Below are 12,546 nucleotides of genomic sequence, written 5' to 3'. Positions count from 1 at the left end.
GATCCGTCCGTCCGGTCGCCCGAGGGGCGTCCGGGACGATAGTGGACCTTCCGTCACTCTCCAAAACGGCGCGACTGCACACCGTCACGGGCGAGGCGTCAGTAGTCGAACGCGCGCGCCGTGTTCTCGTTGATCGCCGACGCCAGGGTGTCCTCGTCGACCCCCTTCACCTCCGCCATGGCACGGAGCGTCACGGGAATGAGATACGGCGCGTTGGGGCGTCCGCGGTACGGGGCGGGGGTGAGGAACGGCGCGTCCGTCTCCACCAGGACCAGTTCGATCGGCGCCACGGACAGCGCGTCCCGCAGCGGCTGGGCGTTCTTGAACGTCACGTTGCCCGCGAACGACATGAAGTACCCGGCGTCCGCACAGATCCGGGCCATCTCGGCGTCACCGGAGTAGCAGTGGAACACGGTCCGCTCGGGGGCGCCCGCGTCGGCGAGGACGCGCAGCACATCGGCGTGCGCCTCGCGGTCGTGGATGACGAGCGCCTTGCCGTGCCGTTTGGCGATCTCGATGTGGGCCCGGAAGGACTCCTCCTGGGCGGCCATGCCCTCGGGGCCGGTACGGAAGTAATCGAGCCCGGTCTCGCCGACGCCGCGCACCCGGTCGAGGGCGGCCAGCCGGTCGATCTCGGCGAGCGCCTCGTCGAGCGCGGCCTTCCCGCCGGGTTCGCGGCCACCCTGCCGCGACCAGCCGTCCGGGTCCCCGTGCACGATGCGCGGCGCCTCGTTGGGGTGGAGCGCCACCGCCGCGTACACACTCGGGTGCGCGGCGGCGGTCTCGGCGGCCCAGCGCGAGCCCTTCACGTCGCAGCCCACCTGGATCACGGTGGTGACGTTCACCGCCGCGGCCCGGGCCAGGCCCTCCTCGACGGTGGCGTCCTGCATGTCCAGATGGGTGTGCGAATCGGCGACCGGTACCCGAAGGGGTTCGGGCAGCGGCGGCGCGTCCTTGGAGCTCATAGGGCGATCCTATGAGAGCCCGGTGTCACCGGGCCCGGACCTCACTTACGGCGCTGCCGCGTGCGAAACACATGCACGAAACGCCACTGGCGCGGGGAGTGCTCCGACACGCTCTCCGAGGCCGGTATGGGCCCGGCGGTGGCGCCGGTCGGGGTCGCGAAGTTCAGGCGTCGCAGGGTTTCCGCGATGGAGGAGACCTGCCCGGCGCGCATGATGCGGACCTTGTGCCCGTCGCAGTTGAGGCAGGTGAGCCGGTTCAACGGTGAGGGAACGAGCTGCCCCTGCACGCGGTACACGACGAAGGGCTGGCCGCGGCCGTCCGTGTGGTGCTCGATGTCGTAGACCTGTTCCCAACCATGTCCGCAACCCATACAGGCGAAGGCATACGCCTCATGCACGGTGGTTGCTGCGATCTCGCTCATGCCTGCTCCTCTTGTCCGCCGGACAAGCACTCCGGAGAATGCGTCCCTGATTCAGTGGACGCCTTTACCGGCGGGAGCGCACCAGGTCCTGTCGAGTGTTGGAGCGGTCTTGGCCTTCTCGTGGCAAAAGTGGCCGGTGCGCGGCTCGCGCTTTGCTTTTCACGATAGCCCTTTGCCTTCTGCTGGGCCGGTCCGAGCCGCATTCTTTGCCGCGACGACCGCATCGAAAACATCGCGTTTGGGCAGCCCGGCGGCCGCGGCGACGGCGGCGATCGCCTCCTTGCGCCGCTCCCCCGCCTCCTCGCGCACCTGCACCCTGCGCACCAGCTCGGCGGCGTCCAGTTCCTCCGCCGATTCCGCGGCGCCCTCGACGACGACGGTGATCTCGCCGCGTACGCCTTCGGCCGCCCAGACCGCGAGCTCGCCCAGCGGGCCGCGCTTCACTTCCTCGTACGTCTTGGTCAGCTCCCGGCACACGGCGGCCCGGCGGTCGCTGCCGAACACCTCGGCCATCGCGGCGAGGGTGTCGTCGAGTCGGTGCGGGGCCTCGAAGAAGACCATGGTGCGGCGCTCGTCGGCGACCTCGCGGAGCCGGCCGAGCCGCTCGCCGGCCTTGCGCGGCAGGAAGCCCTCGAAGCAGAACCGGTCGACGGGCAGCCCGGACAGGGCGAGCGCGGTGAGCACGGCGGACGGGCCGGGGACCGCGGTGACCTTGATGTCCTTCTCCACGGCGGCGGCGACGAGCCGGTAGCCGGGGTCGGAGACCGACGGCATCCCCGCGTCCGTGACCAGCAGCACCCGGGCGCCGCCCATCAGCGCCTCGACGAGTTCGGGCGTACGGGCCGACTCGTTGCCCTCGAAGTAGGAGACGACACGCCCCGTGGTGTGGATGCCGAGCGCCTGCGTCAGGCGGCGCAGCCGACGGGTGTCCTCCGCGGCGACGACATCGGCCGTCTCCAGTTCGGCGGCAAGCCGTGGCGGTGCGTCCGCCACATCGCCGATGGGGGTCCCTGCGAGTACCAGCGTTCCAGTCGTTCCAGTCACATCAGCCATCCTCCCAGCACGGGCGACAGCAGTCGCACAGATGCGTTCCCTACGATGGCGCGGTGACGAGTACTGCGCCCGAAGCCCAGCAGGGTCAAGACGCCGGGAACCAGCACGGTGAAGAGCTCCCGTCCTGGCAGCAGCGGCTGCGCCGCTTCGGCCATGCGCCCCGGTCCGTAATCGGGCTGCGTGAACGGCTGGTCCCGCCGTACACCCGGCCGGGACAGCAGCTCTGGGCTGTGCTGGGGGTGTCCCCGTCGACGGCCGACCGGCTGGTGCGGTGGTCGGCCTGGGGCGGGCCACTGCTGGTGGCGCTGGTCGCCGGGGTGCTGCGGTTCTGGCATCTGGGCAGCCCGAAGGCGGTGATATTCGATGAGACGTACTACGCCAAGGACTCCTGGGCCCTGATCAAGCAGGGGTACGAGGGGTCCTGGCCGAAGGACGTCGACAAGTCGATCCTGGCCGACCCGTCGCTGGTGCCGGTGCCGACGGAGCCCGGTTATGTGGTGCATCCGCCGGTCGGCAAATGGATCATCGGGTTCGGTGAGCAGCTCTTCGGGTTCACGCCGTTCGGCTGGCGGTTCATGGTGGCGGTGCTCGGCACGCTGTCGGTGCTGATGCTGTGCAGGATCGGGCGGCGACTGTTCCGTTCGACGTTCCTGGGATGTCTGGCGGGCGCGCTGCTCGCCGTCGACGGGCTGCACTTCGTGATGAGCCGCACGGCGCTGCTGGACCTGGTGCTGATGTTCTTCGTGCTGGGGGCATTCGGCTGCCTGCTGATCGACCGGGACTGGGCGCGGCGCAGGCTGGCTGCGGCGTTGCCGGTCGACGCCGAGGGCGTGCTGCGCCCGGACACAGAGGTCGCGGAGACACTGCGGCTGGGGTGGCGGCCGTGGCGGATCGCTGCCGGGCTCTCGCTGGGCCTGGCGTTCGGCACGAAGTGGAACGGGCTGTACATCCTGGTCGCGTTCGGCCTGATGACGGTGTTGTGGGATGTCGGCGCCCGCCGGACGGCCGGCGCGGTCCGCCCGTACCAGGCGGTGATCAAGCGCGACCTGCTGCCGGCGTTCGTCTCGACGGTGCCGGTCGCGATCCTGACGTACCTCGCGTCCTGGACCGGCTGGATCATCAGGAACGACCCCGAGCGCCACGGCTACTACCGGGACTGGGCGACGACCGACGGATCGGGCGGCAACTGGACCTGGCTGCCGGACTGGCTGCGCAGCCTGTGGCACTACGAGTACCAGGTCTACGAGTTCCACGTGAACCTGACCTCGGGACACACGTACCAGTCGAACCCCTGGAGCTGGATCGTCCTGGGCCGTCCCGTCTCGTACTTCTACGAGGAGCAGAACGGCTGCACGAGCTCGGCGACCGGCAAGTGCGCCCGCGAGGTCCTGGCGATCGGCACACCGCTGCTGTGGTGGGCCGCGTGCTTCGCGCTGCTGTACGTGCTGTGGCGCTGGTTCTTCCGCCGCGACTGGCGGGCAGGTGCGATCGCGTGCGGTGTGGCGGCGGGCTGGCTGCCCTGGTTCCTCTACCAGGAGCGGACGATCTTCCTGTTCTACGCGGTCGTGTTCGTGCCGTTCCTCTGTCTCGCGGTGGCGATGATGATCGGCGCGATGCTCGGCCCTGCTGCGGGCACCGGGTCCAGGTGGGAACTGGGCCTGGTGTCCGGCGATCCGTCCGGTGAGCGGCGGAGAACATGGGGGGCCATTGCGGCCGGCGTACTCGTTCTGCTGATTGTCTGGAATTTCATCTACTTCTGGCCGCTGTATACGGGAACGCCGATTCCGGAGAACTCCTGGCGCAACCGCATGTGGCTGGATACCTGGATTTGACCGAACTGTTCAGGCCGTTGCCGATCGCGTTCCGATAACAAAAGCCCCCGCTGTCACTACCGTCCCGTAAAGTGCCCACAAGCGCTCTCTTGAACGTGTTCAAGAGAGTCTTCCGGGGAGGGGGACTGCACAGATGCGCAGTGGAGCGAAGGTCGCCGTCATCGGCGGAGTGTTCGTGCTGGTGGTCGGTGGGGTGGGGTACGGGGCGTACAACGTCCTCGACGGGTTCGGCGGCAGCGGGGGCGGCGGTACGGACGGACGCTCCACCTCCGCCGAGGTGAAGACCGGCCCGCCGAGCAAGGCGGAGATCAGCGAGACGTCCGAGAAGTTCCTCAAGGCCTGGGCGGACGGCCAGGCTTCCGACGCGTCCCAGCTCACCAACAACGCGGTCGACGCCGAACCGGCCCTCAGCGGATACAGCGACCAGGCCCACGTCACCAAGGCTGTGATCACCCCGGGGCCGGCAACCGGCTCGAAGGTCCCGTTCACCGTGAAGGCGACGGTGAGCTTCGAGGGGAAGTCCAAGCCCTGGTCGTACTCCTCGGAACTGACCGTCGTGCGCGGCCTGACCACCGGCCGGCCGCTGATCGACTGGAAACCGTCCGTGATCCATCCGGACCTGGCGGACGGCGAAACGCTGAAGACCGGCGAGGCGTCGACCCCGTCCATCGAGGCGCTCGACCACAACGGCAAGGTGCTGACGAAGGAGAAGTACCCGTCGCTTGGGCCGATCCTGGACGCGCTGCGCGAGAAGTACGGGGAGAAGGTCGGCGGCACCGCGGGTATCGAGACCCGGATCGAGTCGGAGGACGAGAACACTCCGGACAAGACGCTGCTGACGCTGTCCAAGGGGAAGCCCGGCACGCTGCAGACCACGCTCGACGCCCATGTCCAGGCGGCGGCCGAGCAGGCCGTCAAGCAGTACTCCCAGGCCTCGGTGGTCGCCGTCCGGCCGTCCACCGGCTCGATCCGCGCGGTCGCCAACAACCCGGCGACCGGCTTCAACGCGGCCATGCTCGGCAAGCAGGCACCCGGTTCGACGATGAAGATCGTGACCGCGTCGATGCTGATCGAGAAGGGGCTCGCCGGCGCGAACCAGAAGATCGAGTGCCCGAAGACCGCGATGTACCAGGGCCGCACGTTCCAGAACCTGGACGGGTTCTCCATCCCGGACGGCACTTTCACCACCAGCTTCGCCCGGTCGTGCAACACCGCCTTCATCAAGCTGATCGACGACACCAAGGACGACGCCGCACTGGCCAAGGAGGCCCGGGACGTCTTCGGGATCGGTCTGGACTGGAAGACCGGCGTCGCGTCCTTCGACGGCAGCGTGCCCGAGGCCGGCGGTGGTGAGGCCGCCGCGCAGTACATCGGCCAGGGCACCATCCAGATGAACGCACTCAACATGGCGTCGATCACCGCCACCGCGAAGAACGGCACCTTCCGTCAGCCGGTCCTCGTACCGCAGGACCTGGACGGCCGTCAGCTGGCCACCGCGTCCCGCTCGCTGCCCGGGTCAGTCGCGCAGCAGGTGACCAACATGATGCGGCAGACCGCGAGCTGGGGCACCGGCAAGGCGGCGATGGCCTCGGTCGGCGGCGACAAGGGCGCGAAGACCGGTTCGGCGGAGGTCGACGGACAGGCCACGTCCAACAGCTGGTTCACCGGCTTCAGCAACGACCTCGCGGCCGCGGCGGTCGTCCAGTCCGGTGGCCACGGCGGCGACGCGGCGGGGCCGGTGGTGGCCCAGGTACTGCGCGCGGGGCCGTGACGCCCGAGCCAACCGGACGGAGATGGTCCGGTTGCTGAAACCGGATCGCGTGCCCCGCTGGGCGGCCGCTAGCGTGCGGGGCATGAGTACTCCCGACGCGACCGCTCCCGTGACCGAAGCGACCATTTCGGCCGCGCACCCCCGATTCGCCGAGGCCCTGCGCGAGCTGGGTCTCGATGTCGAGGTCCGCCGCTTCCCGGACGCCACCCGTACCGCCGCCGAGGCGGCCGCCGCCATCGGCTGCGAGCTCAGCGCCATCGTCAAGTCTCTGATCTTCGAGGCCGACGGGGCTCCCGTGCTGGTCCTGATGGACGGCTCCTCGCGGGTCGACGTGGAGCTCGTACGGCGGGAGCTGGGCGTCGGGAAGGTCAAGCGCGCCGGGGCCGATCTGGTCCGGGAGACCACCGGGTACGCGATCGGCGGTGTGCCGCCCTTCGGCCACCGTACGAAGACCCGGGTACTGGCGGACCGCGGGCTGCTCGACCACGACGTGGTGTGGGCTGCGGCGGGCACCCCGCACACCGTCTTCCCGCTCGATCCCCAGACGGTCATCAGGCATGCCGGCGGCACTGTGGTGGACGTGCGCGAGCAGTCCAAGTGACGCCGCTGGTCGCATGCGCGGTCCTGATCGCGGCGATCACGCACGCCAGCTGGAACGCCATCGCGCACGCCATCAAGGACCAGCTGCTCTCCTTCACCCTGATCTCGGGGGGCGGGGCACTGCTCGGCGCGGTCGCCGCCTGCTTCGTGCCGCTGCCTGCCGCGGCGGCCTGGCCGTATCTGATCGTCTCCGCGATCCTGCACGTCGCCTATATGGCGCTGCTGATGAGGTCGTTCACGCTCGGCGACTTCGGCCAGATGTATCCGATCGCACGCGGCACCGCGCCCCTGGTGGTGACGGTCCTCGCGGCGGTCTTCGTCGGGGAGCGGCCCGACGGATGGGCGACGACCGGTGTCGCGGTCGCCTGCGCCGGGCTCGTCGGCGTCGCACTGTGGGGCATCCGGGGCTCGCAGACCCGCCCGCACTGGCCGGCGATCGCCGCGGCGCTGGCAACGGGTCTGGCGATCGCCGGGTACACGACCGTCGACGGGGTGGGGGTCCGGGCCTCCGGCACCCCGCTCGGCTACATCGCCTGGCTGATGATCCTGGAGGGGCTCGTCGTCCCCGCGTACACGTTCTACCGCCGCCGCGGACAACTGGCGGCCCAGCTGCGGCCGTACGCGGCACGGGGGCTGGCGGGCGCGGCCATGTCGGTGGTCGCCTACGGGCTGGTCCTGTGGGCGCAGACGAAGGCGCCGCTGGCCCCGATCGCCGCCCTGCGCGAGTCGTCGATCATTGTGGGCGCGGCGATAGGGACGGTGTTCTTCAAGGAGCGGTTCGGCGCACCGAGGATCGCGGCGGCCGGACTGATGGTGGTCGGGATCGGGCTGATGCTGCACACGAGTTGAGCGTGGCGGCGTCCGGAGAAGCACCGGCGCGGACGGCAGACGCGGAGGCTGCTGAGCCGGAACATCCCACGGATCCTCATGGTGAAGCGGAAGCTGCAGAACCAGGGGCCTCTACAGGTTCTTCGGCGGCTGCGGCGCGCGGGACCCGGCGCAACCCGCGCAGCACGCCGGGCCGCCCACCGACCTCAGTCCTGCGCGATCGCCCTCCGGAAACCCGCGTTCACGGCGAGCAGCCCACCGTCCACCCGCAGCGTCGTCCCGGTGATCCAGGACGCGTCTCGGGAGGCGAGGAAGGCGACCGCCGCCGCGATGTCGTCCGGTTCGCCGACCCTGCCGAGGGGGTAGAGCGGGCTCACCCGGTCCAGTTCGTCGGCGCGGTCCGCCCACGCGTCCGTGCGGATCGTTCCGGGGGCCACGAGGTTGACGCGGACCCCGCGCGGGCCGGCGTGGCCGGCGAGCGTACGGGTCAGGCTGCCCAGCCCCGCCTTGGCGGCGCTGTAGGCGTGGTTGCCGAAGTCCTGCTCGCCGTTGACGGAGCCGATGTTGACGATCGCGCCCCTGCCCGACGCCACCAGGTGCGGCAGCGCTGCCCGTGAGCAGCGGTACGGGCCGGTGAGCGTGGCATCCAGATCGCCCTGCCAGACGTCGTCGGGCTCGTCCTCGAAGAGCGGGGTGTCGGGAGTGCAGCGGTACGCGTTGTTGACCAGCACGTCGAGCGTGCCGAACGCCTCGACCGCACGGGCCACCGCCGCCTCGACCGCCGGCCGGTCGCCCACGTCGCAGGCCATCGCCTCGGCGGTGGCGCCCGTCTTCCGTATCGCCGCCGCCGTGTGCTCGGCGCGGTCACCGTCCAGATCGGTCACCAGGACGCGTGCGCCCTCGGAGGCCAGCCGGCGGGCCGTGGCCGCACCGATGCCCTGTCCCGCGCCCGTGATGAGTACGCCGTATCCGTCGAACCTGGAATCACCGGTAGGAGTCATAGCGCCGACCGTACTGCTCTGACCAGGGCCTGGGCACGGGGATCGGCGGTGACTCCCTTCTGCAGACCGTTCGTCACATAGCCGAGCGATACGCCCGATTCGGGGTCGGCGAAGCCGAGCGAGCCGCCGCGGCCCGGGTGGCCGAAGGAGCCGGGGGCGAGGAGCGGGGCGGCCGGTCCGTGCAGCATGTAGCCGAGGCCGAAGCGGGTGTTCACGACGAGCACCCGGTCCGGGCCCGCGGACTCCTCGGTGCGGGCGAGGGTGAGCGTGGCCGGGGCGAAGAGCCGGTGTCCGTCGACCGGGCCGATCATCGCGGCGTAGGCACGGGCCAGCGCGCGGGCGGTCGCGATGCCGTTGGAGGCGGGGAGTTCGGCCGCCCGGTAGCCGGCGTCGTTCTCGTCGGGGAACGGGTCGATGGCGCCGAACGCGCGGCGGGTCAGCGACTCGGGATCACGGTAGGCGTCCACGACCGACCGCTTGGGGCGCATCCGCAGCGCCCCGCCGTTGCCGTCGAGAACGGGCGGCTCGACCGGTCCGATCCGGCCCACCCGGTGCGCCTCTTCCTCCGGGAGCCCGAACCAGAAGTCGAGGCCGAGCGGGCGGGCGATCTCCTCGGCGATCCAGCGGCCCACGGTGCGCCCGGTGACCCGTCGCACCAGTTCGCCGATCAGCCAGCTGTACGTCTGTGCGTGGTAGCCGTGCGCGGCACCGGGCTCCCACTGCGGGCGCTGCGCGGCGACGGCGTGCGCCCCGGAGCTCCCGTCGGCGGCCTCCTGCGGCGTCAGCGGCCGGTCGAGGGCGGGGACTCCCGCACGGTGGGCGAGGAGGTGCCGTACAAGGACGCGCTCCTTTCCGGCCGCCTTGAACTCCGGCCAGTACGTGCCGACCGGGGCGTCCAGGTCCACCTGTCCGCGCTGGTGCAGCAGCAGCGGTACGGCCGCGGCTATGCCCTTGCCCGCAGAGCGGACGATCTGCACCGTGTCGACCGCCCACGGTTCGACGCCGTCGACGTCTCTCGTACCGGCCCACAGGTCGACGACCTTGCGCCCGTCCCGGTAGACGGCGACCGCCGCCCCCCGCTCCCCCCGCTGCTCGAAGTTACGGATGAAGGCGTCCCTGACCGGTTCGAATCCGGTCGCCACCGTGCCCCGTACGTCCACGCCTGCTCCTGCGCTCCCGCTCATCCCCCCATGGTGCATCGCTGCGCAGGTGAGCTGTACCGCGGGTGACCCTCGGCTCACCACGACGCGACCTGGCCGTCGGCGCGCGCGGCGCGGGCGTGCAGCTCCGCCCGCAGCCGCTCCACCTCGTCGGCCCCGCAGCAGCGAGGCCGCGGGATGGCTGGTGTCACCGTCGGTCACACGCCCATGGTCACGGAGCGCGGGTCGAACCCGAAGGGCAGCTCGAGTCGGTGGGCTCGCATCAGCTCCTCGTCGCAGAGCAGGTCCTGAGTACGGTTGTCGGCCGCGATGGCACCTTCGCTGAGGATGACGGCGCGCGGGCAGAGCTCCAGGGCGTACGGCAGGTCGTGCGTGACCATCAGCACAGTGACGTCCAACGACCGCAGGATGTCGGCGAGTTCGCGCCTCGATGCGGGGTCCAGGTTGGACGACGGCTCGTCCAGGACAAGGATTTCCGGTCGCATGGCGAGCACGGTGGCGACCGCGACACGGCGGCGCTGACCGAACGACAGATGGTGCGGGGGGCGGTTCGCGTACCCCTCCATGCCGACCTGTTCGAGCGCCTCGGTGACCCGCTCCTCCAGTTCGGCGCCGCGCAGCCCGGATGCGGCGGGCCCGAAGGCGACGTCCTCGCGGACGGTCGGCATGAAGAGCTGGTCGTCGGGGTCCTGGAAGACGATGCCGACGCGGCGGCGGATCTCCGCGAGATTGCGCTTCTCCACCGGCAGACCGGCGACCCGGACGGTGCCCGCTCCGGCGTCGAGGATGCCGTTGAGGTGGAGGACGAGGGTGGTCTTGCCGGCTCCGTTCGGGCCGAGCAGGGCGACGCGCTCGCCCCGGGCCACCGTCAGGTTCACCCCGAAGAGCGCCTGGTGGCCGTCGGGGTAGGCGTAGGCGAGGCCGCTGACTTCCAGGGACGGCGCGGGGGCGGTGGGCTTGCTCATACGGTCCATCCCAGCAGGCAGATGACGAGGGCGAGTAGGGGGAGTGCCGAGGCGTGGGCCCATTGGGTCCTGGAGGCCGTCACCTCGTCGATGACCGGCATGGAACCGGTGTAGCCGCGGCTGACCATCGCGAGGTGGACGCGTTCGCCGCGCTCGTAGGAACGGATGAAGAGCGCGCCCGCCGACTTGGCCAGGACGCCCCACTGCCGCACCCCGCGCGCCTCGAAGCCGCGGGAGCGGCGGGCGATCGACATCCGCCGCATCTCGCCGGTGATCACATCCCCGTACCGGATCATGAAGGAGGCGATCTGGACGAGCATCGGCGGCAGCTTGAGCCGCTGCAGGCCGAGCAGCAGGGAGCGCAGCTCGGTGGTGGACGCGAGGATCACCGAGGCGGCGACGCCGAGGGTGCCCTTGGCGAGGACGTTCCAGGCGCCCCAGAGACCGGGGACGCTGACGGAGAGGCCGAGCACATGGGTCTGTTCGCCGGGCACCACGAACGGCATGAGCAGCGCGAACGCGACGAACGGCACCTCGATGAGCAGCCGCTTGAGGAGGAACCCGGCGGGGATCCGGGCGACCGCCGCGACCCCGGCGAGCAGCGCGGCGTACAGCGCGAACGCCCAGACCGCCTCGCGCGGCGTCAGGACGACGACCAGCACGAAGCTGAACACAGCGGTGAGCTTGCAGTGCGGGGGCAGGTCATGGACCGGCGAGTGCCCGTGCCGGTAGAGCCTGTGCGCGTGGCCCGCGCCCATCAGACGGTTGCCTTGGTGCGGATGTCGGCGGGCGCGTCCGGCGTACGTCGGCGGCGGACGGCCCAGAAGACCCCGCTGCCGACCACGATCGTGGCGCCGACCCCGATCACCCCGGCCAGGCCGCCGGAGAGCCGCGCGTCGGAGACGTCCTTGACGCCGTAGTCGGCGAGCGGCGAGTCCTTGGCCGTGTGCTCCTCGACCTTCTTGTCGATGCCCTTGTCGGCGGCGACCTTCTCCAGGCCGTCCGGGTTGGCGGAGGCGTAGAAGGAGACGAAGCCCGCCAGCACGAGGGCGGTGACCAGACCGGTGGCCCAGAGCCCCCGCATGGAGCGGGCGGCGGCCGGTGCGACGGACTGCCGGGCGGGGGCGTCGACGAGCTCGCCGTCGATCCGGAGCTTGAGCGGGGAGGTGAGACCGCGGGCGCCGTGGACCAGATCGGGGCGGACGGCGATGACGGCGCCGACGGTCAGCCCGGTGATCACGGCCTCGCCGATGCCGATCAGGATGTGCACGCCGACCATCGCGGTGAGGACCTTGCCGATCGGGATGTCGGTGGTGCCACCGATCCAGTAGATCAGCGTGAAAGCGCAGGCCGCGGCCGGTACGGAGATCAGTGCGGCGACGAATGCCGCGGCGGTGGTGGAGCGGCGGGTGCGCGGCAGGACGGTGGCGAGACCGCGGAAGAGGGCGTACGAGACGACGGTGGTGGTGACGCCCATGACGGTGATGTTCACACCGAGCGCGGTGAGCCCGCCGTCCGCGAAGAGGATGCCCTGCATGAGCAGCACGACGGATATACAGAGCACCCCGGTGTACGGCCCGACCAGGATCGCGGCGAGCGCCCCGCCCAGCAGATGCCCGCTGGTACCGGCCGCGACCGGGAAGTTCAGCATCTGCACGGCAAAGATGAACGCGGCGACGAGGCCCGCGAGCGGCGCGGTGCGTTCATCCAGTTCACGGCGGGCGCCCCGCAGACTGACCGCCACGGCACCCGCGGCAACCACACCGGCGGCGGCGGAGACGGGGGCATTGATGAATCCGTCGGGTACATGCATGGGGAGGCTCCGCTTCCTGCGTTCCTGCACTGCTGCGCGGGGTCATGAACCTCTCAATAATAGGGCCTTGTTGCGAATGGCTCGCAAGAGCGCATTCACAACAAGTACGCGACTTCCTCATCGCGCTCTTTGGCCG

12 protein-coding genes are annotated in these 12,546 nt (G+C 70.6%); 4 read left to right on the top strand and 8 right to left on the bottom strand.

All coding sequences use genetic code 11. The annotated features are described in order from the left end of the window. Positions 1 to 98 precede the first annotated feature (98 nt). The 3 genes from ACFU8W_RS19665 to rsmI form a co-directional block, all read right to left on the bottom strand. Positions 99 to 965, bottom strand: coding sequence for a TatD family hydrolase (locus ACFU8W_RS19665; protein ID WP_384038647.1), 867 nt, complete (start codon positions 963 to 965; stop codon positions 99 to 101). Positions 966 to 1,006: 41 nt separating this feature from the next. Next, entirely contained in the window at positions 1,007 to 1,387 is a 381-nt protein-coding gene (locus ACFU8W_RS19660; RefSeq protein ID WP_345517686.1) for a hypothetical protein, read from the bottom strand. 159 nt (positions 1,388 to 1,546) lie between these two features. Further along, positions 1,547 to 2,440, bottom strand: a complete 894-nt coding sequence (rsmI, locus tag ACFU8W_RS19655) for a 16S rRNA (cytidine(1402)-2'-O)-methyltransferase (RefSeq protein ID WP_384038644.1) — start codon at positions 2,438 to 2,440, stop codon at positions 1,547 to 1,549. 53 nt (positions 2,441 to 2,493) lie between these two features. On the opposite strand from rsmI, the gene ACFU8W_RS19650 reads away from it, so the two are divergent. The 4 genes from ACFU8W_RS19650 (at position 2,494) to ACFU8W_RS19635 (ending at position 7,492) form a co-directional block, all read left to right on the top strand. Then, a complete protein-coding gene (locus ACFU8W_RS19650; protein ID WP_384038641.1) occupies positions 2,494 to 4,272 on the top strand; it encodes a dolichyl-phosphate-mannose--protein mannosyltransferase in 1,779 nt (592 codons plus the stop codon). A gap of 133 nt (positions 4,273 to 4,405) precedes the next feature. After that, on the top strand, positions 4,406 to 6,043 hold the full coding sequence (locus tag ACFU8W_RS19645) for a penicillin-binding transpeptidase domain-containing protein (RefSeq protein WP_384038638.1): 1,638 nt from the start codon (positions 4,406 to 4,408) through the stop codon (positions 6,041 to 6,043). An 82-nt stretch (positions 6,044 to 6,125) separates the two neighbouring features. After that, a complete protein-coding gene (locus ACFU8W_RS19640) occupies positions 6,126 to 6,644 on the top strand; it encodes a YbaK/EbsC family protein (protein WP_384038635.1) in 519 nt (172 codons plus the stop codon). Next, positions 6,641 to 7,492 (top strand): EamA family transporter, encoded by an 852-nt coding sequence (locus tag ACFU8W_RS19635; protein WP_384038633.1) that lies wholly within the window; start codon positions 6,641 to 6,643, stop codon positions 7,490 to 7,492. The genes ACFU8W_RS19640 and ACFU8W_RS19635 overlap by 4 nt, the downstream gene beginning before the upstream one ends. 185 nt (positions 7,493 to 7,677) lie before the next feature. Here ACFU8W_RS19635 and ACFU8W_RS19630 read toward each other — a convergent pair whose 3' ends face one another. The 5 genes from ACFU8W_RS19630 to ACFU8W_RS19610 all read right to left on the bottom strand — a co-directional run bounded on the left by ACFU8W_RS19630 (position 7,678) and on the right by ACFU8W_RS19610 (position 12,410). Further along, entirely contained in the window at positions 7,678 to 8,472 is a 795-nt protein-coding gene (locus ACFU8W_RS19630) for an SDR family NAD(P)-dependent oxidoreductase (protein ID WP_384038631.1), read from the bottom strand. Next, positions 8,469 to 9,632 (bottom strand): serine hydrolase domain-containing protein, encoded by a 1,164-nt coding sequence (locus tag ACFU8W_RS19625; protein WP_384038928.1) that lies wholly within the window; start codon positions 9,630 to 9,632, stop codon positions 8,469 to 8,471. The genes ACFU8W_RS19630 and ACFU8W_RS19625 overlap by 4 nt, the downstream gene beginning before the upstream one ends. 197 nt (positions 9,633 to 9,829) lie before the next feature. Further along, positions 9,830 to 10,597 carry an energy-coupling factor ABC transporter ATP-binding protein gene (locus tag ACFU8W_RS19620; protein ID WP_384038628.1) on the bottom strand — a complete coding sequence of 256 codons (768 nt, stop codon included), beginning with the start codon at positions 10,595 to 10,597 and terminating at the stop codon, positions 9,830 to 9,832. Next, a complete protein-coding gene (gene cbiQ / locus ACFU8W_RS19615; RefSeq protein WP_384038626.1) occupies positions 10,594 to 11,355 on the bottom strand; it encodes a cobalt ECF transporter T component CbiQ in 762 nt (253 codons plus the stop codon). The genes ACFU8W_RS19620 and cbiQ overlap by 4 nt, the downstream gene beginning before the upstream one ends. Next, positions 11,355 to 12,410, bottom strand: coding sequence for an energy-coupling factor ABC transporter permease (locus ACFU8W_RS19610; RefSeq protein WP_384038624.1), 1,056 nt, complete (start codon positions 12,408 to 12,410; stop codon positions 11,355 to 11,357). Before ACFU8W_RS19610 ends, cbiQ begins: the two co-directional genes overlap by 1 nt. Positions 12,411 to 12,546 lie beyond the last annotated feature (136 nt).

It is taken from the genome of Streptomyces sp. NPDC057565 (assembly GCF_042801455.1).
Lineage (GTDB): Bacteria > Actinomycetota > Actinomycetes > Streptomycetales > Streptomycetaceae > Streptomyces > Streptomyces yanii.
This window is presented reverse-complemented; position numbering and strand designations above follow the sequence as displayed.